Source organism: Marinobacter sp. AC-23, from assembly GCF_001858325.1.
Classification (GTDB): domain Bacteria; phylum Pseudomonadota; class Gammaproteobacteria; order Pseudomonadales; family Oleiphilaceae; genus Marinobacter.
On record NZ_MBPP01000034.1, the window covers coordinates 34,825 to 58,210 of the forward strand.

Annotated in this window: 17 protein-coding genes and 4 pseudogenes; 14 read left to right on the forward strand and 7 right to left on the reverse strand. The window is 53.7% G+C overall.

Annotation, left to right across the window (positions count from 1 at the left end):
- Nucleotides 1–171 precede the first annotated feature (171 nt).
- The 3 genes from BCA33_RS11970 to glpK all read left to right on the forward strand — a co-directional run bounded on the left by BCA33_RS11970 (nucleotide 172) and on the right by glpK (nucleotide 4,332).
- Complete coding sequence (locus BCA33_RS11970; RefSeq protein WP_071266134.1) at nucleotides 172–909, forward strand: response regulator; 738 nt, start codon at nucleotides 172–174, stop codon at nucleotides 907–909.
- 64 nt (nucleotides 910–973) lie between these two features.
- Nucleotides 974–2,542, forward strand: coding sequence for an ATP-binding protein (locus BCA33_RS11975; RefSeq protein WP_071266136.1), 1,569 nt, complete (start codon nucleotides 974–976; stop codon nucleotides 2,540–2,542).
- A gap of 308 nt (nucleotides 2,543–2,850) precedes the next feature.
- Nucleotides 2,851–4,332 carry a glycerol kinase GlpK gene (gene glpK, locus BCA33_RS11980; RefSeq protein ID WP_071266138.1) on the forward strand — a complete coding sequence of 494 codons (1,482 nt, stop codon included), beginning with the start codon at nucleotides 2,851–2,853 and terminating at the stop codon, nucleotides 4,330–4,332.
- Between the two features lie 18 nt (nucleotides 4,333–4,350).
- On the opposite strand, the pseudogene BCA33_RS11985 reads toward glpK, so the two are convergent.
- A pseudogene (locus BCA33_RS11985) lies at nucleotides 4,351–5,423 on the reverse strand (ABC transporter ATP-binding protein).
- 5 nt (nucleotides 5,424–5,428) lie between these two features.
- A complete protein-coding gene (gene argF / locus BCA33_RS11990) occupies nucleotides 5,429–6,343 on the reverse strand; it encodes an ornithine carbamoyltransferase (RefSeq protein WP_071266140.1) in 915 nt (304 codons plus the stop codon).
- 235 nt (nucleotides 6,344–6,578) lie between these two features.
- Here argF and grxD point away from each other — a divergent pair, with 235 nt between their 5' ends.
- Nucleotides 6,579–6,905 carry a Grx4 family monothiol glutaredoxin gene (gene grxD, locus BCA33_RS11995; RefSeq protein WP_071266142.1) on the forward strand — a complete coding sequence of 109 codons (327 nt, stop codon included), beginning with the start codon at nucleotides 6,579–6,581 and terminating at the stop codon, nucleotides 6,903–6,905.
- An 18-nt stretch (nucleotides 6,906–6,923) separates the two neighbouring features.
- Here the strand turns inward: grxD and BCA33_RS12000 are convergent, their stop codons facing one another.
- From BCA33_RS12000 to ccsA, 5 genes and pseudogenes are all read right to left on the reverse strand, one after another.
- Nucleotides 6,924–7,700, reverse strand: coding sequence for an energy transducer TonB (locus BCA33_RS12000; RefSeq protein WP_071266144.1), 777 nt, complete (start codon nucleotides 7,698–7,700; stop codon nucleotides 6,924–6,926).
- 45 nt (nucleotides 7,701–7,745) lie between these two features.
- On the reverse strand, nucleotides 7,746–9,950 hold the full coding sequence (locus BCA33_RS12005) for a DUF1631 domain-containing protein (protein ID WP_071266146.1): 2,205 nt from the start codon (nucleotides 9,948–9,950) through the stop codon (nucleotides 7,746–7,748).
- A 199-nt stretch (nucleotides 9,951–10,149) separates the two neighbouring features.
- Nucleotides 10,150–10,752 (reverse strand): Yip1 family protein, encoded by a 603-nt coding sequence (locus tag BCA33_RS12010; RefSeq protein WP_071266148.1) that lies wholly within the window; start codon nucleotides 10,750–10,752, stop codon nucleotides 10,150–10,152.
- Between the two features lie 153 nt (nucleotides 10,753–10,905).
- A pseudogene (locus BCA33_RS12015) lies at nucleotides 10,906–12,188 on the reverse strand (HlyC/CorC family transporter).
- Nucleotides 12,189–12,270: 82 nt separating this feature from the next.
- Nucleotides 12,271–13,077, reverse strand: coding sequence for an inner membrane protein YpjD (gene ccsA, locus BCA33_RS12020; protein ID WP_071266150.1), 807 nt, complete (start codon nucleotides 13,075–13,077; stop codon nucleotides 12,271–12,273).
- 181 nt (nucleotides 13,078–13,258) lie between these two features.
- On the opposite strand from ccsA, the gene ffh reads away from it, so the two are divergent.
- The 10 genes and pseudogenes from ffh to recJ all read left to right on the forward strand — a co-directional run bounded on the left by ffh (nucleotide 13,259) and on the right by recJ (nucleotide 23,284).
- Nucleotides 13,259–14,644: a signal recognition particle protein gene (gene ffh / locus BCA33_RS12025; RefSeq protein ID WP_071266153.1), complete on the forward strand. Its 1,386-nt coding sequence runs from the start codon at nucleotides 13,259–13,261 to the stop codon at nucleotides 14,642–14,644.
- 164 nt (nucleotides 14,645–14,808) lie between these two features.
- Nucleotides 14,809–15,048 carry a 30S ribosomal protein S16 gene (rpsP, locus tag BCA33_RS12030; protein ID WP_071266155.1) on the forward strand — a complete coding sequence of 80 codons (240 nt, stop codon included), beginning with the start codon at nucleotides 14,809–14,811 and terminating at the stop codon, nucleotides 15,046–15,048.
- A gap of 27 nt (nucleotides 15,049–15,075) precedes the next feature.
- Nucleotides 15,076–15,603, forward strand: a complete 528-nt coding sequence (gene rimM, locus BCA33_RS12035; RefSeq protein WP_071266157.1) for a ribosome maturation factor RimM — start codon at nucleotides 15,076–15,078, stop codon at nucleotides 15,601–15,603.
- A gap of 3 nt (nucleotides 15,604–15,606) precedes the next feature.
- Nucleotides 15,607–16,365: a tRNA (guanosine(37)-N1)-methyltransferase TrmD gene (gene trmD / locus BCA33_RS12040; RefSeq protein WP_071266159.1), complete on the forward strand. Its 759-nt coding sequence runs from the start codon at nucleotides 15,607–15,609 to the stop codon at nucleotides 16,363–16,365.
- A gap of 25 nt (nucleotides 16,366–16,390) precedes the next feature.
- Nucleotides 16,391–16,747 carry a 50S ribosomal protein L19 gene (gene rplS, locus BCA33_RS12045; RefSeq protein ID WP_071266161.1) on the forward strand — a complete coding sequence of 119 codons (357 nt, stop codon included), beginning with the start codon at nucleotides 16,391–16,393 and terminating at the stop codon, nucleotides 16,745–16,747.
- 74 nt (nucleotides 16,748–16,821) lie between these two features.
- A pseudogene (gene xerD, locus BCA33_RS12050) lies at nucleotides 16,822–17,763 on the forward strand (site-specific tyrosine recombinase XerD).
- Nucleotides 17,764–17,930: 167 nt separating this feature from the next.
- A complete protein-coding gene (locus tag BCA33_RS12055) occupies nucleotides 17,931–18,641 on the forward strand; it encodes a DsbC family protein (protein ID WP_254774365.1) in 711 nt (236 codons plus the stop codon).
- A gap of 175 nt (nucleotides 18,642–18,816) precedes the next feature.
- The gene (locus BCA33_RS12060) at nucleotides 18,817–20,118 is read left to right on the forward strand and encodes a homoserine dehydrogenase (protein WP_071266280.1); all 1,302 of its coding nucleotides are present in this window, start codon (nucleotides 18,817–18,819) and stop codon (nucleotides 20,116–20,118) included.
- 26 nt (nucleotides 20,119–20,144) lie between these two features.
- Nucleotides 20,145–21,545 carry a threonine synthase gene (thrC, locus tag BCA33_RS12065; protein WP_071266165.1) on the forward strand — a complete coding sequence of 467 codons (1,401 nt, stop codon included), beginning with the start codon at nucleotides 20,145–20,147 and terminating at the stop codon, nucleotides 21,543–21,545.
- 6 nt (nucleotides 21,546–21,551) lie between these two features.
- Nucleotides 21,552–23,284, forward strand: a pseudogene (gene recJ, locus BCA33_RS12070) (single-stranded-DNA-specific exonuclease RecJ).
- Nucleotides 23,285–23,386 lie beyond the last annotated feature (102 nt).

Genomic DNA, 23,386 nt, shown 5'->3' on the forward strand with positions numbered 1-23,386 from the left:
CCTCAGCGATTTTGTGGCCGCCGCGGTTGCAAGGTTCATTGTTTGTCACTCGGTGTAACTCCATGGCCGGTCCATGTATATTTCTGAATAGCATGTATAATTGCTGTTACATCGCGTTGTCTGTATTGTCGAATGCAGGCAAAAACTGAACCCGAAAAAACAAAATCAGAGATGGACCGCGTGGAACAGACAAACGAAAGTTGGCGAATTCTTATTGTCGAAGATGATGAGCGACTGGCCGAGCTGACCCGTGAATACCTCGAGAGTAACGGCTTGGCCGTATCAATCGAAACGCATGGAAGCCCTGCTGTAGAGCGAATCCGCAACGAACAACCGGATCTTGTGGTGCTGGATCTGATGTTGCCCGGGGAGGATGGTCTTTCCATTTGTCGCCGTGTGCGGCCGTATTATTCTGGCCCCATTATTATGCTTACGGCGCGCACTGACGATCTGGATCAGGTGCTGGGTCTTGAGATGGGAGCCGATGACTACATCAGCAAACCGGTCAAGCCCCGCGTGCTTTTGGCTCGCATCCGGGCAATGTTACGTCGTGCTACTGAAAATGCCCAAAACAGTGCTGATGAAGTAAGCGCTGAAGAGCCTACACGCTTGCAGTTCAACGATTTGGTTGTTGATCGGTCCATGCGTGAGGCTTGGCTTAGCGATGTAAGCATCGATCTGACCAGCGCTGAGTTTGATCTGCTCTGGCTGCTGTCAAGCAATGCCGGACGCGTATTGAGCCGAGAAGAGATTTTCACGGCCTTGCGCGGCATAGAATATGATGGGCAGGACAGATCCATTGACGTTCGGGTCTCCCGGATTCGCCCGAAAATCGGCGACGATCCCGTTCACCCGCGCAGGATCAAGACCGTTCGAAGTAAAGGTTATTTGTTTGTGAAAGAAGCCTGACGTTTCAGGCTTTGGCGTCGGCACGGGTTTTCCGGCCGGCGTTTCCCTGCCAGGGTTTGTCGACATGCCCCTGAAGTTTTTCCTCAAGTTATACGCTCGCCTTGCCGGCCTTACAGCGCTGGTCATAATGCTTTGTATTGTGCTGTTCTATGGTATCAATTCGGTACGCTCACAATTCTGGCATGAACGTTTTTCCGAGCCGCTGATGCGCTGGCTTGCGGATTCACCTTCACCGGAAATCCGTTACCATTGGCTGGGCTCCCAGTACGACTTCAGAGTTGCAAGAGCCGGGGAGCTGTCGGTTTCCTCGATTGTTCGGGAGCGCCTGGGGTATGGCCAGGTGGTGGCGGTTGAAGGCAGTCTGGGCTACCGTTTTCTGGTAACCGGGTTTCATGGCGAAGCTTTGCAGCTCAGGGCGGCTCAGCCCTATCGTGATATTGCTGTTGCCTCAGCACAGATCCTGCGAGTACACCTCGATGCCGCCACCCCAAGCGAGCGTAAAGGTGCTGCTGAGCGGCTGACCAAGGGTTTAAACGTAGGGCTTCAAAGAGTGCAGGATCTGACCGCACTGCCAGATGATGAAGTCCTGGAGCGGGTTTATAGCCAAGGATCCGCATTCTACCGCAGCAATGGTGAGGGGCGAGTGCTTGTCCAGATGTCGGATGGCGAGCTGGTTCAGGTCACTTTGCCGGCACCTTTCAATCCGTGGGCATGGCCGGTCATTCTTCTGTTATTGGTGGTGTCCGGGAGTGTACTGGCGCTGGCGCTGATTCTCGTGCTCCGTGACCTTGATAGCAAGCTGCGTAAGGTCGAGTCTGTGGCTGTGCGGATTGCCCGTGGAGAAATGGGCGCCCGTGTAGAGGCGGACGAAGGCACCATCGTCTCCCGGTTAGCCGCTGCATTTAATGGTATGGCGGAACACATTCAGCGCCTTGTGAATGTTCAGCGTGAAATGATTCACGCGGTGTCCCACGAATTAAGAACCCCGGTTGCCCGTATTCGCTTCGGGGTACAGATGATTGAGGACTGTCAGGGCCAAGAAGCTCTGCAGAAACAGCTTGATGGTATCGATGGAGACATTCAGGAGCTGGATGAGCTGATTGATGAGATCCTGACCTATGCGCGGCTCGAGCAGGGCGGTCCTGTGTTTTCCCTGGAAGAGGCATCTGTTACTGACATAGTGCGACAGGTTGTTGGGGAGCAACAACTTGTTCGTCCGGCTCTGAGTATTGAAGGTGAAATTGACGAGGCCACGGAGCACTTGGCGCTAGCCGATGTGGAGCCGCGCTATATTCATCGGGCCATCCAGAATCTAGTGGGGAATGCGGGGCGTTATGCATCTGGAAGGGTGCTTGTGCGCTGCCATATTGATGAAGACCACTGCCGTATTGATGTAGAGGACGATGGCCCAGGTATTCCGGAAGATGAATGGGAAAAAGTTTTCACCGCGTTTTCCCGGCTCGATGACAGCCGCACCCGTACCTCCGGCGGATATGGGCTTGGCCTGTCTATCGTGCGCCGTATTCTGTATTGGCATAACGGCCAGGCTTTTGTTAGCCGAAGTGACAGCCTTGGTGGTGCGCGCTTCAGTTTGGTTTGGCCGCGCAAGAAGCCGATTGAGCCGAGCTTGTGAGAAGGTTGTGAGGCAGATCTCAGGCTCTCACCTGATGTAACAAAGTGACTACACAAGCACTACTGAACATTTCTTTGTCAGCGCAGATAATTAAAAGCGTAAGGGATGACTTTTTTGGTTGTGGTTCTTACGAACTTTCCTTGTTTCATTCGTCATTTGAGGGTCGGTTTTCCGGCCCTTTTTTTTCTTTATTTTTTGTGTATTCCTGCGCTTACTCCTCCGAATTCCCTCCTGTGTCTTTACCAATGTTCTTCTTCAGGAGAACCAGCTGGTAGAATCCGGTAAACGACCGGACACCAGGAACCACGATGACCCGATATCTGCTTGCCATTGACCAGGGAACCACCAGTTCCCGAGCCATTGTTTTTGATCAAAGCGGTACGAGCGTTGCTACAGATCAACGGGAGTTTCATCAGCACTTTCCCAGTGATGGCTGGGTGGAGCATGACGCCACGGAAATTTGGGAGAGTACGCTGGCAGTGTGCCGAAGCGCTCTCGATAAAGCAGCCATTAAGGCCTCGGAGCTTGCCGGGATTGGCATTACCAATCAGCGTGAAACCACGGTTATCTGGGAGAGAGCCTCCGGCAAGCCGATTCACCGCGCGATTGTTTGGCAGGACAGGCGTACGGCGTCTTTGTGTACCAAGCTGAAAACCGACGGCTATGAGGATATTGTAGTTGAAAGGACTGGGCTTCTGATCGACCCTTACTTTTCCGCCACTAAAATTGCATGGATTCTGGATAATGTAGAAGGTGCCCGGGCCCGGGCGGAAGCCGGTGAGCTGGCGTTTGGTACGGTAGACAGCTGGCTTCTGTGGAATCTGACCGGTGGCCGTTCGCATTATACCGATGCCACCAACGCCTCCCGAACGGCACTGTTCAACATACACGAGCAAGAATGGGACAATGAGCTGCTCTCGCTCTTTCGCGTTCCTGAATCTTTGTTGCCAGGTGTGCTCGATAGTGCGGCAGATTACGGCGAAACTGACGCCGAATGGCTTGGTGCTCCGGTGATGGTGGCCGGCATTGCGGGCGATCAGCAGGCAGCATTGATAGGGCAGGCCTGTTTCAAACCGGGCATGGCGAAGAGTACCTATGGCACTGGCTGTTTTTTGATGGTTAATACCGGGGACATAGCCCTACGATCTGAGAATCGCCTGCTTACCACCGTGGCTTACCGGCTGAATGGCAAACCCTGTTACGCGGTGGAAGGCAGTATTTTTGTGGCGGGTGCCGCCATGCAGTGGCTGCGAGATGGGCTGAAGCTGATTGCCCATGCTAACGAATCCTCGGCCTATGCAGAAACCGTTGGCGTGGATAACCAGGTGTACCTGGTGCCAGCATTTACTGGCCTGGGGGCGCCCCACTGGGATCCCCATGCACGTGGGGCCATCATGGGGCTGACGCGGGACACGGGGATCGGCGAGATTGTGACAGCCGGGTTGCAGTCTGTGTGCTACCAGACCAAAGATTTGGCGCGAGCCATCCAGAATGATGGGGCAGCTCTGGCCTCGCTTCGGGTAGACGGGGGTATGGTGGTCAACGACTGGCTGATGCAGTTTCTGGCGGATATTCTGAATGTGACGGTTGATCGCCCTCGAATTACCGAAACCACGGCGCTGGGCGCTGCTTACCTTGCTGGATTGCAAACCGGTGTTTATAGCAGCCTGGAGCAGATCTCGGAGCTCTGGGAGTGCGAGCGGCAGTTTCACGCGGGAATGCGCCCCGCGCTGCGTGAGTCACTTTATGCGGGTTGGCTGGATGCTGTTGAGCGGGTCTGCAACAACTAAGGACCCCCATAAGGCTCTTCAGCTGTTGCGCTCAAAGGCAATAAGGTGATCGGCCTCGACTCTTACCGGAACCACCTCGCCCAGGTGAAAGTCCAGATGGCTGCGGAACAGCGCCTCAAATTCCGTATCTTCGGAGCACCGGAAACGGTAAAGCGTGGAGGTGCCTGCAAAGGTTTTCTCAACGACTTTGGGGCGCAGGTCTGAATCCGCATCGTAGACAATGTCGTCTGGGCGTATCAGCACATCCACCAGCGTGCCAGTGGGCCAGCTGTAAGCTCTGTTACCGTGAATAGTGCCCAGCTCAGACTCTATGGTGTCTGGCCCCGCAGCTCTGCCTGGCACAAACCCGCCCTGGCCTACAAAACTTGCCACAAACCGATTCACAGGCTCGTGATAGAGGTTGTAAGGCACGTCCCATTGCTGGATTTTGCCGTTCTGGAGCACCGCCACCTGATCGCACATGGCAAACGCTTCTTGCTGATCGTGAGTCACCAGAATGGCGCTGATGCCGAGGGTTTTCAGAATTTCGCGAACGTCCAGGCTGAGCCTGCGGCGCAGATCGGCATCCAGGTTTGAAAAGGGCTCGTCCAGGAGAATCAGCGTTGGTTCCGGGGCAAGAGCTCGTGCAGGGCAACCCGCTGCTGTTGGCCGCCCGACAGTTCATGTGGATAATTGTCCGCCAGATCCTGTAGGTGAACAACATGAAGCAGCTCCATAACTTTGTCGCGCTTCTCGGTTTTGCTCAACCCGCGTAATCCAAAGCCCACGTTATCGGCAATGCTCAGGTGCGGGAAAAGCGCATAGTCCTGAAAAACCATGCCTATGCGGCGCTTCTCTGGCGCCAGTGTGCGGCCGGGCAGGCTAATCTGCTGGGATTGCAGGCGAATCTCCCCTCCGGTCAGGGGGAGGAAACCCGCCAGCGCCCTCAAAATAGTACTTTTTCCACAACCGCTGGGGCCAAGCAGGCAGCCGATATCCCCATGGCTCAGTGCGAAGCTGACATCTTTTACAACAGCGCCTCCGCCATAGCCGCAGACCAGGTTGTTTACTTCCAGGAGCCAGTTATGGGCGGTCGTTTCGGGGGTGCTCATAACGCTTAGTCCAGGCGATTCAAGATCAGGAATTCCAGCAGAGCCTTTTGGGCGTGGAGCCGATTCTCGGCTTCATCCCAGATTACCGAATTTGGGTGCTCTATCATGTCTGCAGAGATCTCTTCGCCGCGGTGAGCGGGCAGGCAATGCATGAGCAGTGCGTCTTTTGCGGCCACACTCATCAATGCCGGGTTTATCTGGTAGTTGCTGAAGGCTTTTTCGCGGGCCTTCTGCTCGTCTTCCTGGCCCATGGAGGCCCAGACGTCAGTAACCAACAGGTTTGCATCGCGAGCTGCCTCCGCTGGCTCACGCATGAGGGTTACGCAGGAACTGTGTGCCTTTACCAGTTCTGGGTCTGGTTCGTAGCCCTCGGGTGTTGCGATGTTCAGGTGAAAATCGAACTGCTTGGCAGCATTGATGTACGAGTGGCACATGTTATTGCCATCGCCAATCCACGCCACTGTAGCGCCCCGAATACTGCCCCGATGTTCGCGGTAGGTTTGCATGTCGGCCAGCAACTGGCAGGGATGGAAGTCATCTGTGAGGGCATTGATAACCGGTGCCCGCGAGGCCTTTGCAAATGTCTCAACCGTTTTATGAGCAAAGGTGCGGATCATCACCGCATCCACCATGCTGGAAATGACAATGGCGGAGTCTTCTATGGGTTCTCCGCGGCCAAGCTGAGTGTCCCTCGGAGAGAGAAACATGGCAGAGCCACCCAGCTGTGTCATGCCGGCCTCAAAAGAGACCCGGGTGCGGGTTGAAGACTTTTCAAAAATCATCGCCAGCACGCGGTTTTTGAGTGAGTCCCGCACCTTGCCCTGGCGCCATTCGTTCCGGAGCTTGGTTCCATGATCCACCAAGTCTTCCAGTTCTGTCGTGGTCATGTCATTCAGTGTTAGAAAATGCCTTGCTGCCATGGGATGGCCCTTACCTTGGTGAAGCCCAGGATGAGTATAATTACTGGCGAAAAAACGGGGGCACCAAGTCTAGCCCTTCGCGCCAATGAAGACAACGCTGCGGGTGTCGAGGCCTTGCCTTGGGTCAAACTTTGAGGTTTGTTGAGTAGCTTGCCCAGCGTGTACAATGGAATCCAATAGAGATAGGTGCAACAGCGCAAACAAGCTGTTCATTTTTAACCAGAGGTGAATGTTCATGGACATTAACGAAACCATTAAAGCCCAGCTTTCAGAAAACCCGATTATCCTTTACATGAAGGGGTCGCCCCAAGCTCCCCAGTGCGGTTTTTCGTCCAAAACCTCACAGGCTCTGATGGCTTGCGGCGAGCGCTTTGCGTTCGTGAATATCCTTGATAACCAGGAACTGCGGGAAGGCCTGAAAATTTACTCAAGCTGGCCAACCTATCCGCAGCTTTACGTTAGCGGTGAGCTGGTCGGTGGTTGTGACATTATTATGGAGATGTCCGAAAACGGTGAGCTGGCTACGCTGGTAAAAGAGGCAGCCAAGCAAGCTGAGGCTTGATTCCGCTTTTTCTGATGGCTAAAGCCGCGACGGAGCAAATAGCAGTTTTACTTCGAAGCGGCTTTTTCCGGCCTGATCCGGTGGTGGCTCCGGATAGGGGCTGGCTGCGAGCGCGGCCTGGTAGGCCGCGCGGTCTATTTGTTCAATACCTGTCGATTTGACGACTCTCGCTCTGGTCAATGCGCCATTCCCCAGTAACTGAAGTTCCACTTCCATAGTGCTTGAGCCAGCCAGCTTCCTCATGGCGGGTACCCGCAGTGTTTCAAGCATAGCGCCCCAGTGCATAGCCAGTTTGATCAGGTAGGGATCCTGTTCGGCGGGTGACTGCGTAATTTTGGTGGTGTCGTCAGAGCTTTTCTTTTTCGAAACCTGTGAGCGGGCTCCTGATATTGACGGCGAGCTGGCAGGCGTTGTGGGACTTACCAGGTTCGGTTTCGATTTTGTCTTTGCTGCCGCCTGAGAATCTTCAGTGCTTGCCGTTTTTCGCTGAGAACTGCTTGTCGAAATTAGGGGTTTGACTAGCTGCGAGGCGATACCGTCTGGTATTACTTCAAATGGTGGATTGCGGTCGGTGTGTTTTTCGACAGGCTCGGGTGTATGGGCGACCGGCGTTCTATGGTCGCTTTGCGTGGCGACCAGTTCCAGGTTCAATTGCTGGCGGTGCCGAACTGGGGGATCCTGCGTAATAGCAGGGACGCCAGATAGCAACAGCGTATGAATCAGGAAAGCGGTTGATAAGGCGAGGGCGATCCGATACTTCGCCGGAAGGCTGTTGTTACTGCCATGCTCCAGCATTGATCTCAGGTTGCTCCATTGTTACTGGATAACTGCCAAGCCAGGTCAGGCAGTTTTGCTGCGCAGGGAACCGACGACGGCATCCAGTGCCCGGTCAATAAATGCCCCTTGCTCAAGCAGTGTCATTCTTCCGCGTCGCATTTCATGCGCCAGCTCAACGCGGGTCTTCTCAATGACCTTCAGGCCCATGCGATTCACAAAGACAAAGCAGTCTGCTTCCTCAATGATTGCGGAAAGCTTGCACCGAAAGTTTGCACCATTAACCAGCCGGAACTCAACCCAATTCCCTATCTCGATGCTATCAATTTGAGCCATGAATTCAGCTATGGCAGCATCTTCGGGCTGAAGCTCGGCTTTGTTTTTGGCTTCGTCCAGGTCTTCAGCCTGAACTGTAGGTGCTTCAGTCAGCTCCATACTGGAACTGGCCCTGAAAGCTTCGGCTAATTCGTGCTTAAGCTGCCCCATAGTATCGTCGAGCTTTGCGGCATTGTACGAAACCTCTTCCAGGCCCGCGCGCAGTGATTTGAGCAGGCTGGGAACAACGCGAACCCACTGATCCCGTTCAGCGTCTTCTTGGTGCGGGTGGAGACACCAGATCAGGTCATCGACAACTTTCACGCTCTCCTGCCAGCGATGCTCGACATCGTCCCGGAGGTAGGCAAGAAACATGACCCGGCTCCAGCCGTTGATCAGTATGTTATATACAGGCTCTGGAAGTCGGTAGCGTGCCACGCGCTCCTGTATGACCCTGTCGACCAGCTCTTGGGCCTTTTGGGATTTTATGCGGCCACGTTCAGATTCACGGGTACGCTGCTCTACCAGGGATGATTTGCGGTTTTCTCGGGCAAGAAATTCTTCAAACTCATCGTTCAACGTTTCAAACAGGGTTATGTCGCCGTCAAACTCAGAGAGGATTCTCTGCACAATGCCGTGAATCATCTCGTACAGCTTGTCACGGGCCTTTTCATCACTGTTGCTCCAGCCAATGCCGGCTCGGGCTAGGGCGTTCAGTAGCTTGCGCGCCGGATGCGTAGTCTTGCTGAAAAAGCTTTTGTCTTTGATGACAACTTTCAGGATAGGTATCTGCAATCGGCTGATAAGTACTTGAACCGGGGCCGACAGGTTGTAGTCATCAAGAATGAATTCAAAAAGCATGGATACAAGGTTGATCAGATCCTCGTCCATTTCTTTGAGCGCCGGCTTTTTGCCGTCGCGGGTGTTCGCCTGGGCTAGAATCTGTTGGACCGCTTCACGAAGATCAATGGTAAGCGGCTCGCCTTCGCTGAGGTTGTTTTCAGCGCTAGCTTGAGTATTCAAAGATAGGGTTGCCAGCAAACCCACCAATTCACTGCCCCCAATGACCCGGATGTCTGGGTCATGCTGCCGTGACGGTATGCCCGAATTAGCCCGTTGGCGGGCCAGCAGCTGATGGATCTGCTCAAATACGGCGCTACTGCCAGCACTGCTGTCTTGTCGGCCCTCGCCGGGTACAGCGGAGCCTTCCGGGTTCGCGGCCGCCGATCGATCTTCAGAGGCGCCGTGTTGCTGACCGCTTTTGCCGTGATAGCGGAAGTTGGGTATGACGCCCGCCTGAATGAGAATTCTGTTTGCTTCATCCAGAAGCATGCCCAGGTTGGACACAACGTAGCGATCAAACTGCTTGAGCAGGATTAATCGTTCACGGATCTGAATTTCCAGTGCTTGAATGGCTTCAGTGAAAGCGCTGCAAAGATGTTCAGGCGCCATAGGGTTTACTGGCGATTCGTCAGAAGCGCCTTCGTACACCTTGCTGAAGCGAGTTTGCAGCTGCAAAAGTGGGCCCTGGAAATGAACCTTGGCCTTGGTGATCATGGCATTTAGAGCAACCTGCTCTTCCAGATCATCGTCTCCAACGAGCGCGAGGTTGTCTGCACTTGCCTGTTGCCCCAAGGAATCTTCCTGCAGCTGGCCTGCATGGGGAGGGTTGGCAAAAAACTGGGCAACCGTATTCTGAAAATGCCGCTCTACGCCTTTGCGCTTAATGCGAATTTCCCGCATGGCTTCAAAATAGCGATTCTGTTCGTTGTTGCTACGAGCGTTGTTAGCCAGTTCGAACAGCGAATCATCAACCGCATCGAAGGCACCCTGCAGCAAATCTCCTAGCCCGGCGACAACTGTGTCGCGGATACGGGTGACCTCCACAGGAACCGGTTTGCTGCTACCCGCTTCTCTGTGTTCACGGAGGTAATGTATGCCGGACTGCTTGTTCATGGCCGACTCCTATTAACGGCTCAACCGGGTACATGACCGAGCTTAACTGTCTGATTTTTGATTATAGGTTAAATTTACCGCATTTTTGGCTTTGTTAACACGAATAAAAGCCAACCGGTGCGTCTATTTGAAAAAAGAAAGGGTGTTCGGTCAGAACACCCTTTGCTGTTTCGCTGACGCGAAGGCCTAATGTTTGCTCTTAGCTTATATAAACCGGGCCAATTCCTACGCTCCAGATCACTACGGTGATTGCAAGGAGGGCGACAAACATGATCAACCCAACCGTGAGCACTGCTGTGGCAAACATAAACCCACGGTCTGCAGGAATCTTCATGAGAATGGGTAAGCCTTCATAAAGCAGGTATACCGCGTAAGCAATGGCAACGAGCCCCGCCAGCATGTTCACCCAAATATTAGGGTAAGCGGCAATAACTCCGATCAAAAACATAGGGGTGGCGGTGTAGGCTGCCATGGCGACGCCCCGCGGGGTTTTATCCGCTACTTCGTAGGTTGCCGCAAAGAAATCAATAAATTTACCGAGAATGAATATGCCAGCCAGCATGGCAGCGTAAAACATTACGGATAGGCTCAGTGCACTGCTGACTGACAAGCGCGTGATCTGGCCGTCGCCGATTTGCCAACCCACTTGGGTGGTTCCAAAAAAGCCCGCTAACGCTGGTATGAGTGCGAGAAGTAATACGTGTCCTGTGTAAAGGCGGGTAACAGACTCGGATTCTTTCCGAATGGCTTCCCATTGCTGGTCAGGATTGGTCAGAAGACCAAAGCTATGCGTCAAACTCATGGACAAACTCCTTGCGATTATTGTTGTTCCGCGTTCCCTCTAAGTGTTGGCGGTAGATTGATAGGCGTCAAGGAGTTGGTTACATTTAGATCGTTTTAGAACAGGCTTCGCTATAACCAGAGCGTCTATAGCGAAGTGAGAAGGTTGGCAGTGTCAGGCGATGGAAAGCGCCCGTTTTTTGCGTTTTTTGGGGTGAACAATCGCCGCCTTTACCACGTTGTCCTTGATCTGTAGAACCTCTACCCGGTGGCCGTCTACCTTTAGGCAAACATTGGTGTCAGGAATGTTTTCAAGGGTTTCGGTAATCAAGCCGTTGAGGGTTTTGGGGCCGTCCGTAGGCAGTTTCCAGCCCAGGGTTTTGTTGATAGTGCGCACGGCGGCAGTGCCGTCAACAATAAAGGTGCCGTCTTCCTGAGGGATGATGTCGGGGCTTGTGGCTGCATAGTCTGTTGTGAATTCGCCAACAATCTCTTCGAGAATATCTTCCAGGGTAGCAAGCCCAAGCACGTCACCATACTCATCAACGACGATGCTAAATCGGCGCTTTCCCTTCTGAAAATTGATGAGCTGCGTATTCAGTGGTGTGCTCTCGGGAACGAAGTAAGGCTCCTGGCACAGCTGCAGGATCATGGCTTTGCTGATTTCGTCCTGCTGCAGCAGTTTGGCTGCGCTGCGTAGGTGCAAGATGCCCTGAATATTGTTGATATCCCCTTTAAATACCGGCAGCCGGGTGTGCTGGCTGTTTCTCAGTTGCCGCAGAATAGTGTCTGTGTCGTCATCCAGATCGAGGCCTGAGACTTCATTTCGCGGCACCATAATGTCATTTACGGTGACTTTTTCCAGGTCCAAAATGCTTACAAGCATGTCTTTGTGCTTTGCCGGAATCAGGCGCCCGCTTCGTTTACCAGGGTTCTAAGTTCTTCCCGGCTAAGGTGGTCGCTGGCAGCGTCGTTCGGTGAGATCCTCAGAATTCTGAGAATGGCGCCGGTAAACAAGTTGACTGCCCACACGATGGGATAAAGAACCTTAAGCAGTGGTCCTAGGATGTAGCTTGCCGGGAAGGCGATTTTTTCCGGAAACAGGGCGGCCAGGGTTTTTGGGGTGACTTCGGCAAAAATCAGGATGACGATGGTTAATAGTAGCGTCGCAATAGCAATGCCCGCGTTGCCCCAGATGCGAATGGCTATAACAGTGGCAATGGATGATGCCAATATGTTCACGAAGTTGTTGCCGATCAGAATGATACCGATTAGCTGATCGGTGCGTTGCAGCAACTTCTGGGCTCGTTTTGCGCCCTTGTGGCCAGTTTTCGCCATGTGTTTGAGGCGATACCGGTTGAGTGACATCATGCCGGTTTCAGAGCTGGAGAAAAATGCCGACAGCATGATCAGCCCGACAAGAATAATCGACAGCGCAGTAAGCGATGTACCGTCCAAGCTAGGGGTGTCCTTTTGTTACTTATAAGTAGCGAAAATAAGTTGTGATTGTGTCTGGTGTCAAGACGTTGTACGCGGTGAGTTAGCCACCTTTTCGAAATACAAGCTCAAGGGCGAACTTGCTGCCGTAAAAGGCCACCATGAGAAGCGCGCAGCCAGCCAGCGTCCAGCGGCTTGCTGTGATACCTCGCCAGCCTTTTGTGTAGCGCCCAACAAGCAGCGCAACGAATACCAGCAGCGATAACAGGGAGAATAAAGTTTTATGGGCGAGGTTCTGAGCGAACAGGTTTTCTATAAACAGCGCGCCCGTCACAATGGCGAGAATCAGCATGACCACGCCGGCCCAGACCATTTCAAAAAGTAAAGATTCCATGGTTTGCAGCGGTGGCAGGTTGCGTATTAAAGGGCTGTTGTAGTTGTGTTTTAGTTGCCTGTTCTGGAAGTAAAGCAAAGTTGCCTGTATAGCCGCGAGGGTAAACAGGCTGTAGGCTGTTACCGACAGTGCGATATGGGAAAGCACGCCGTAGCTTTCGTCGGAGACTAGGCGTGACGGCGTATGCGTGATCAGGGCCATGATGATGGTGAACGCTGCCAACGGGTATGCGCCTAAAAAAAGGCTTTGAACCGGTTTTTTGAGGTTCAGCCCTAACAAAAGAAACACGATTAGCCAGGAAATCAGCACTGAACTTTTGAAAAATCCAAGATCGACGCCGCCATCGTGGTGTATTGTCTGGGTAATCAAAAGCCCGTGAGCGGTGAGCGCCAACATGCCTATAAGGGTGGTGATCGCCATGTTACTTTGCACGTGTCCACGAAAGTGGAGCGCTTGCAGGGCGGTACCGACGCTGTACAGAAAAAGAGAGGTGACCGCGAGAATCAGCGTTCCCATGACTTCCTTATTAACCGCTGTGCTAGCTGGAGATCGGCAAGCATGGCTGCCGATTTGACCGGGTTGGTCGTTTCAGAACGATAGTCTGGTTATAATGTCGCGATTATGCAACAGGAATCAAGGGGCCGAAGCCGGCCCTGAGGTTTGTGCACTCAATTTATCCGGGGTACGGAAGAGCAACATGTTTGAGAACCTCCAAGACCGACTTTCCGGTAGCCTGCGCAAGATTTCCGGCCAGGCGCGGCTTACCGACGACAATATAAAGGACACTCTCCGCGAAGTGCGCATGGCGCTTTTGGAGGCCGACGTAGCTCTGCCGGTAGTGAAAGACTTTGTTGAGGGTGTCCGTCAGCGAGCTATCGGCCAGGAGGTCCAGCGCAGCCTATCCCCAGGCCAGGTGTTCATTAAGGTCGTTCAGCAAGAGCTTGAGCGGGTAATGGGCGAGGGGAATGAAACCCTTAATCTTGCCGTTCAGCCTCCTGCCGTAATCATGATGGCGGGCCTCCAGGGCGCGGGTAAAACCACGACAGTTGCTAAGTTGGCGCGTTTCCTCAAGGAGCGCCAGAAAAAATCTGTTTTGGTGGTGAGTGCTGACATCTACCGGCCGGCGGCTATCAAGCAGCTGGAGACCCTTGCAGGTGAGGTGGGTGTTGAGTTTTTCCCAAGTACCGCTGACCAGGATCCGGTTGCCATTGCCGAGGGCGCGGTTGCCGCAGCCCGCAAGAAGCACATTGACGTTGTAATTCTTGATACCGCGGGTCGCCTGCACGTTGATGAGCGGATGATGGGGGAGATTGGACGGCTGCATAGCGCGGTCAAGCCGGTAGAAACCCTCTTTGTGGTCGATGCGATGACGGGGCAGGATGCCGCGAATACCGCCAAGGCGTTTAACGACGCGCTTCCATTGACCGGCGTAGTGCTGACTAAAACCGACGGCGATGCCCGTGGCGGTGCGGCGCTGTCTGTAAGGCATATTACTGGTAAGCCGATAAAGTTTTTGGGTGTTGGCGAAAAGTCGGATGCCCTGGAGCCGTTTTATCCAGAGCGGGTGGCCTCTCGGATACTTGGCATGGGCGATGTGCTGTCTCTTATAGAGGAAGCAGAACGCAAACTGGATCAGAAAAAAGCAGAGAAACTCACCAAAAAAATCAAGAAAGGTAAAAGTTTTGATTTGGAGGATTTCCGCGACCAGCTTCAGCAGATGAAAAGCATGGGCGGTATTGGTGGCTTGATGGATAAGCTTCCGGGTATGGGGCAGATGGCGCAAGTAGCGCAGCAACAGGTCAATGATAAGTCCATGGGGCAGCTAGAGGCGATCATTTGTTCAATGACCTCAAGAGAGCGCCGCCGCCCGGATGTGATTAACAATTCCCGAAAGCGCCGCATTGCTGCGGGCTCTGGAACTCAGATACAAGATGTGAATCGTTTGCTCAAGCAGCACAAGCAAATGCAGAAAATGATGAAAAAGTTTGGAAAAAAAGGCGGAATGGCCAATATGATGCGCGGTCTCGGTGGTATGATGCCGCCCGGTGGTGGCGGTGGAATGCCGCCGCCTGGGCGTATGTGAAAAGCCTTACACGGAAAACCTGGAATCAGTTGGTTTTCCTGTTTTCTTTGGGGCGCATTTAGCATAGAATAGCGCCCCTTTCGAGTATGGGTCTTCGCGATAGCCACCATTGTGGTCGTCGTGAAACGTACAAAGTTCGTATAACAGAACAGGATATTGGTTAAATGGTAACAATCCGTTTGGCTCGCGGCGGCTCTAAGAAGCGCCCGTTCTATCATCTGACAGTCACTGACAGCCGTAAACCACGTGACGGAAGCTTTATTGAGCGCGTTGGTTTCTTTAACCCAATTGCACGCGGCCAAGAAGAGCGTCTGCGCGTTGATCGCGACCGTGTAAATTTCTGGATTGGCCAGGGTGCACAAGCCAGCGATCGCGTTGCGCAATTGCTCAAGACTGCTGAGTAAGTTTTTACTGACCACCGGGGTTGTTGTATGACGCAGAATTCGCAGGAAACTGTGATCGGTCGGATTACCTCGGTATTTGGGGTTAAAGGGTGGCTAAAGGTTTTTTCCTTCACCGACCCCATAGACGGAATACTTGACTATACCGACTGGGTTCTGGATCTGGACGGTAAGCGTATTCCTATAAAGCTTGAAGAGGGTCGCCGTCAAGGCAAAGCGATCGTTGTCAGGCTTAAAGGTATTGCTGACCGTGAACTCGCACGCACGTATTGTGGTGCTGAAGTTAAGGTGCCAACAGCTGAATTGCCTGAACTCCCTGATGGGGAGTTTTACTGGCTTCAGTTGCACGGTCTTGATGTGTTCACGATTGAAGGTGAATGCCTCGGTCGCGTGGATCACCTGATAGAAACTGGTTCCAATGATGTTTTGGTGGTGCATGCAACGGCGGGCTCCATAGACCAGCGCGAGCGCTTGATTCCTTATCGTCCTGACGAAGTGGTCAGGGAGATCGATCTGGCGCAACGCAAATTGGTTGTAGACTGGGATCCGGAGTTCTGACGGATGTGGATTGGCGCAGTCAGTCTGTTTCCGGACATGTTCCAGGCAGTAACGGATTACGGGATAACGAGTAGGGCAGTGCGCGATGGTCTTTTGACCTTCGATTGCTGGAACCCTCGCGAATTTACCCATGATCGTCACCGTACCGTCGATGACCGTCCTTACGGGGGTGGCCCTGGCATGCTGATGAAAATTCAGCCGCTCCGGGATGCCATTCACGCAGCACGGAAGGCGGCGCCAGGAAAAGCCTGCGTGGTTTATCTTTCGCCCCAGGGTGAGACGTTAAATCAAGCTGTTGTGGAGTCGCTCGCTTCGGAAGAGCGTTTGATTCTGGTAGCTGGGCGCTATGAAGGCGTTGATGAACGCCTGATAGCAGCAGAGGTTGATCGGGAAGTGTCACTGGGAGATTTTGTTCTTTCTGGTGGCGAACTCGCAGCTATGGCTGTTATTGATGCGGTTACACGCCTCATCCCCGGAGCGCTGGGTCATGCGCAGTCGGCAGAGCAGGATTCTTTTGCTGACGGTTTGCTGGATTGTCCGCACTACACCCGGCCCGAAGTTTACGAAGGTCAGGCGGTGCCGGATATTTTGTTGGGCGGTCACCATGGTCAAATCCGGCGTTGGCGGCTAAAGCAGTCGCTGAGGCGAACCCGGGAGCGACGCCCCGACCTGCTTGAAAAGCGGGTGCTTACGGACGAAGAGCGTGAGCTACTGGGTGAGATTTTAAACGAACCGTGTGCCTCTGAATCATCAGGGCATTAAAAGATTGAGTATCAGGAGCATTACGATGAGCGGCAAGAACAACATCATCCATCAAATTGAAACAGAGCAGATGACCAAGGAAATCCCCGCGTTTGCGCCGGGTGATACCGTGGTTATTCAGGTTCGTGTAACTGAAGGCACTCGTGAGCGCCTACAGGCGTTCGAAGGCGTTGTCATTGGTAAGCGTAACCGTGGCATGAACTCGTCTTTCACCGTACGGAAAATTTCATACGGCGTAGGCGTTGAGCGTACTTTCCAGACCTTCTCCAAGTTGATCGACAGCATTGCTGTGAAGCGTCGTGGCGATGTGCGCCAGGCGAAGCTTTACTACTTGCGCGAGCTTTCTGGTAAGGCAGCACGTATCAAGGAAAAGCTGGGCTGATCAGCATATGCTGAGCAACCCTGCAGTGAAAAAGGCAGCCTAAGGGCTGCCTTTTTCGTTTCTGGCGAGCCAGAATGCAAATTTGCGAATATGGGTTGTCAGAGGGCGGTGGTGTGAGACTAGAGGATGAAGCTGTCGTTGTCCGGTTTGTTGATGCTGTATGGCTTGAGGATGGTCTGGGTGAAAAAACCAGACAAGCGTACCGCAGTGATTTGCAACGCTTGGCCGCATGGCTGGAAAACCAGCCCGGGCGGCGCTGCTGGCCGAGGCGCGGCGAACGGATTTGTTGGCGTGGATGGCTGGCGGGCTAGCCGAAGGAATCAAAACGTCTACGGCGGCTCGTCGTCTCTCGGGCATGCGCCGTTTTTTTCGGTTTTTGCTGAGGGAAAGACTGATTTCAGAGGACCCTACGTTGCGTATAGATAGCCCTCGCTTGCCCCGGCGGTTGCCGGATTCGTTGACCGAAGTGGAGGTGGATGCGCTTCTGGCGGAGCCGGATCCCAGCTTGCCGATTGAGCAGCGTGACAAGGCGATGCTGGAGATTCTATATGGCTGCGGGTTGCGGGTGTCTGAGCTTACCGGCTTGCGCGTTGATCAGGTGAATCTTCGCCAAGGCGTTATACGGGTTATGGGTAAGGGCGACAAAGAGCGCCTTGTGCCTTTGGGAGAAGAGGCGATAGATTGGTTGCTCCAGTATATGAAGGAGGGGCGGCCTGAGCTGCTTAAAGGGAGGGCTTGCGATGCGCTGTTTCCCGGCAACCGCGCAGCTGCCATGACGCGGCAAACATTCTGGTACCGTGTACGCCATTACGCTGTGCGAACGGGCATCCGAAAACACTTGTCACCCCACACGCTGCGGCATGCCCTTCGCAACCCACCTTCTTAACCATGGTGCAGATCTACGGGTTGTTCAGATGTTGTTGGGCCATTCGGATCTTTCCACAACGCAAATATATACCCACGTGGCGCGACAGCGTTTGCAGTCGTTACATCAGGCTCATCATCCGCGTGGTTGAGCTTGTGATTTTTCGGTAAGGTGTCGCTTTGAACTTTTGTGGCAAGCAGGTGTCGCATTGTTTTAGCTTAAAAATTCGTTTCATGGCTAGTGCGAGTGTCTGCGCAAGCCCAATAAGTATCCGATCAAAAAGGTGTGTTTACCAGAATGATTATAAATCGTTTTTTCATGATGGCTGTGATGGCCGCAGGTGTTCTGGGTGCGCCCTTCAGCGTTGCCGGTGATGTTGAGGATAGCATCAGTGAACGACTTTCCAGCTCTGTGCCTGGGCTAAGAATTTCGTCTGTGCGGGAATCCGAAGCGAAGGGGCTTTACGAGGTTCAGAGCAACAATGGCGATACCATCTATACAACGGCTGATGGCCAGTACTTGCTTACCGGTGATTTGTTGAAGGTTACCAGCACGGGTATCGCCAATGTGACAGAAGAGGCCAGAGCCACTGAGCGGCGCAAAACCATGGAGAATTATGGTGACGATGGCGTGATCCGTTATAAGGCCAGCAACGAAAAAGCGGTGATTGATGTGTTTACCGACATTGATTGCCCATACTGCCGCAAACTTCACGATGAAGTGTCACAGCTTAATGACTATGGTATTACCGTGAATTACTATGCTTATCCGCGCTCTGGCCCGGGCAAGCCATCGTTTGTAAAGTATGTGTCCGTGTGGTGTGCAGAGGATCAAAAATCTGCGATGGATTCAGCCAAAGCCGGTAATACGGTTGAGGCGGCCACCTGCGAAAACCCGGTTCTGGAGCAGTTTAAGCTAGGCCAGCGCGTGGGTGTTACGGGTACACCGGCAATCGTACTGGAAGACGGCAATATCGTGCGTGGTTACGTTCCTGCAAGGAACCTGGCCGAAGGCTTGGGCTTGCTTTGATGCGTGCATAACCGCGCCACGCCCAGGGTGGCGCGGTTATGTGACAGGCTTTTGGTTCAGGGCTTATTCAGCAGGCCTTGAACCGGTATACTATGCGCCTTTTCAGTGTCGCAACATCGCAATGCTGCAAAACTACAATTTATCAGCACCCCCATTCGGGATCAGAGGTGAGAGCTTGAAAGACGTCAGTGTCGGAATCTGCGGACTGGGAACCGTTGGCGGCGGTACATTCAATGTATTAACGCGCAACGCAGCGCTAATTGCGGGCCGTGCGGGCTGTAATATCCGGATTACCCGGGTTGCCAGTCGTCGCAGCCGTGACGATATAGATCTTGGCGACGTAGCCTTTAGCACCGAGATTTTTGACGTGGTGAATGATCCTGCCGTCGACGTTGTTGTTGAGTTGATTGGCGGTTATGACACCGCGCGGGAACTCGTGCTGACGGCCATTAAGAATGGCAAGCACGTAGTAACCGCTAACAAGGCGCTAATTGCTGTTCATGGTAACGAAATTTTCGAAGCGGCTGAAAAAGCCGGTGTCGTCGTTGCCTATGAGGCAGGTGTTGCGGGTGGCATTCCAGTAATGAAAGCCATTCGTGAAGGCATGGCCGCTAACCGTATCGATTGGATTGCCGGAATTATAAATGGCACTGGCAATTACATTCTTACCGAGATGCGTGCAGGGCGAGCCTTTGCTGAAGTTCTTAAAGAAGCCCAGGATCTTGGTTACGCAGAAGCAGACCCGACCTTTGATGTTGAGGGTATCGACGCGGCCCACAAACTGACTATTTTGGCTTCGGCCGGTTTCGGCGTTCCGCTGCAGTTTGATAAGGCATTTACCGAAGGAATTTCATCAATTACTCCCTACGACATCGCCCATGCTGAGCAGCTTGGCTACCGTATCAAGCATTTGGGTATTGCTCGCCGTCGCGAAGAAGGTATCGAGCTTCGGGTGCACCCAACCCTGGTTCCAAAAAGCCACCTGATTGCTCAGGTCGATGGCGTACTTAACGCTGTTCTTATGGAAGGCGATGCAGTTGGCCAGACTATGTATTACGGCCCGGGTGCGGGTGATGAAGCGACAGCTTCTGCTGTGATTGCCGATATTGTTGATGTTGCCCGTGTTGTGGCAAGCAACGGCGCGTTACGGGTTCCTTACCTGGGTTTTGTGCCAGAGGCCATGGAAAACCTGAGCGTGCTTTCCATGGAAGAGGTTCAGTCGGCCTATTATCTGCGTATTACCGCCTTGGATCGGCCAGGTGTGTTGGCAAAAATTGCCTCCGTTCTGAGTGAACACGGCATCAATATTGAGTCGATAATGCAGAAAGAATCTGAGCTGAAGGATGGCCGCATTCCGGTCATTATCCTGACCCACACCGTACAAGAGCGGCAGATCAACCGAGCTATCGAAGAGATGGAAGCTTTCTCGGATATTGATGGACCGGTTATTCGTATCCGCGCCGAAAACTTCAACTGAGAAAACCATAACCGACAGGTACGCACGTGAGATATATCAGTACGCGGGGAGAAGCCCCCGCACTGGGTTTTGAAGATGTTCTGCTCACAGGGTTGGCCCCTGACGGCGGTCTTTATGTTCCGGAGTCGCTTCCGCACTTCAGCCTGGAAGAAATCCGTAGCTGGCGTGGGCTTCCGTATACCGAGCTGGCCTTCAATATCATGTACCCGTTTGTGGAAGAGGCTATCCCTGAAGCTGATTTCCGCCAAATGCTGGATGATACCTACGGCGTGTTTGCCCACAAGGCCGTAGCGCCACTGGTGCAGCTTGACACCAACGAGTGGGTGATGGAGCTGTTCCGTGGGCCGACACTGGCGTTCAAGGACTTTGCGCTTCAGCTGCTAGGTCGTTTGCTGGATTACGTGCTCGGAAAGCGCCAGGAGCATGCGGTCATTATGGGTGCAACCTCCGGCGACACCGGTTCTGCGGCCATTGAAGGTTGTCGGCGTTGCGAGCATGTGGATATCTTCATTCTGCATCCTCACGAGCGCGTGTCGGAAGTGCAACGCCGCCAGATGACTACGGTTAAGGGTGACAATATTCATAATCTGGCCATTCGTGGCAATTTTGACGATTGTCAGCGCATGGTTAAAGAGAGCTTTGGCGATCAGTCGTTCCTGGGTGGTAAAGCCAAGCTGGCTGCGGTTAACTCCATCAACTGGGCCCGCATCATGGCTCAGATTGTCTATTACTTTCATGCGTCTTTGGCGCTCGGTGGCCCGGATCGCAGCATGGCGTTTTCGGTGCCAACGGGTAATTTCGGGGATATCTTCGCCGGCTATCTTGCGAAAAAAATGGGCTTGCCCATATCCCAGTTGGTTATCGCCACCAACCGGAATGACATTCTTCATCGCTTCATGAGTGGCAACAAGTACGAGCAGCACACGCTTGAGCATACGCTCTCGCCGAGCATGGATATTATGGTGTCCAGCAACTTTGAGCGCTTGTTGTTTGACCTTCATGGTCGCGACGGCCTGGCGGTTAAGCAGTTGCTTGAAAACGCATCCAAAGGCCCGGTGAGTATTGAAGATTATCGCTGGAAGCAGGCACGCAAGCTCTTCGACAGCGCGGCAGTTGATGACAAGGCCACTTGCGACACCATCCGTGAAGTCTACGAGCAGAACGAATACCTGCTGGACCCGCACACAGCCATCGGCGTAAATGCGGCCAGGGCTTGTCGTCGTGATTCTCAGGTGCCCATGATCACACTTGGAACGGCCCACCCGGCCAAGTTCCCCGATGCCATCACCGAGTCTGGCCTGACGGTAAAGGCGGAACTTCCGCCGCATATGGCCGATCTGTTCGAACGCGAAGAGCGCTATACCGTACTTGATAATGATAAGGCGGGCGTTCAGGCATTCATCGCAAAACACTGGAAGAATACCTGACCCGGAATGACACCCAAAAAGATCCTGCGTCGCTCCCACCCGAACAGCGTTCCGGCGTGGGGGCAAGACCTGCCTCCGTTGCTCCGCCGTTTGTACGCTGCTCGCGGCGTAACCTCCGACGACCAATTAAGTTATACCCTCAGGCACCTCGCATCACCCTTTGAGCTGCGCGGCATTGAGCGTGCGGTCGAATTGCTGGCGGACGCGATTGCTCAGAACCAGAGGGTGGTTGTACTCGGGGATTTTGACGCTGATGGCGCCACCAGTACCGCTGTGGCTATGCTCGGGCTTTCCATGCTTGGCTTGCAGAGCATCGATTTTCGAGTGCCTAGCCGATTTGCGGATGGTTATGGGCTTACCCCCGGCATTATTGAGCGCTTGCAGCTGGAAGACGAACTGCCTGACCTTTTGGTGACGGTAGACAACGGGATTTCCGCTATTGAAGGCGTTAAAGCGGCCCGCGATCTGGGTATTAAGGTTGTGGTAACGGATCACCACCTTGCTGGCGAAACCCTGCCAGATGCCGACGCTATCGTGAACCCCAATCAGCCGGCTGCGCTTTCTTGAGCAAAAATGCCGCAGGCGTGGGGGTTATGTTCTATGTGCTCACAGCACTGCGCAAAAAGCTCCGGGAAGCCGGTCGATTGCCGCAGCCAGAGCCCAACCTCGGCACTTTGTTAGATCTGGTGGCATTGGGCACCGTGGCCGATGTGGTGCCTTTGGACCATAACAACCGCATCTTTGTTGAGCAGGGCCTGCGGCGCATTCGTCAAGGCGAAGCCCGCCCGGGAATTCTCGCATTGCTCGAGGTTGCCGGTCGCGAGCATGCAAACATTAGCTCCACCGACCTTGGATTCGTGGTTGGCCCACGGCTTAACGCTGCGGGTAGGCTGGACGACATGAGCGTTGGTATTGCCTGTCTACTAGCCGACAGCCCAGATGAAGCACGGCGACTCGCCCGCGAGCTGGACACCTTCAACCGTGAGCGGCGTACCATTGAGAAAGATATGAAAGCCCAGGCCCAAGACCTGCTCGCTTCCATGTCTCTGGATTTGGAAGGGCTGCCCTGGGGGTTGGCCCTGTTCGATCAGGACTGGCACCAGGGTGTTATCGGCATTCTCGCGGCCCGCATTCGCGAGCAAACCAACAGGCCGACCATTGCCTTTGCCCCCGATGAAAACGGCGTAGATGTAAAAGGCTCTGCGCGATCAATCCCGGGCCTCCACATTCGCGATGTGTTGGCCGTTGTTGATTCTCGTCATCCTGGGGTGATGAAAAAGTTCGGTGGTCACGCCATGGCCGCTGGCATGACCCTGGCCCGAAATGATTTTGATGCCTTTACCGAGGCGTTTGATCGGGCAGTGAGAGATACCCTGACTGCAGCCGATCTTGAGGCTGCAATTACCACCGATGGGCCGCTGAGTTCTGCAGAGTTATCTCTGGAAACAGCCGCGTTATTGAAGCGCGCAGGCCCTTGGGGGCAGCATTTTCCCGAGCCTTTGTTTGACGGCGAGTTCCGTGTGGTCAGTCAGCGTATCGTTGGCGAAAATCACCTGAAGCTGGTTTTGCAGCCGATTGATGGCAGCGGCATCATCGACGGCATAGCGTTCAATACCGGGCCGGAGGTTCCTGATTACACGCGCACTGGGGCTAGGGTGGTTTACAAGCCGGATGCCAATACCTTCCGGGGCCGGACTAACCTTCAGCTTTTGGTGGATTATCTGGAGCCGCTTTCCTAACCAGGCTTTTGAGTCTGGTCAGGAGGCGGGTGCTCTTTTCTTCTGGAAAAAGCAACTCGCTGCGCTCAGACATCTTTTTCCGGCAGAAAAGAGCACCCGCCC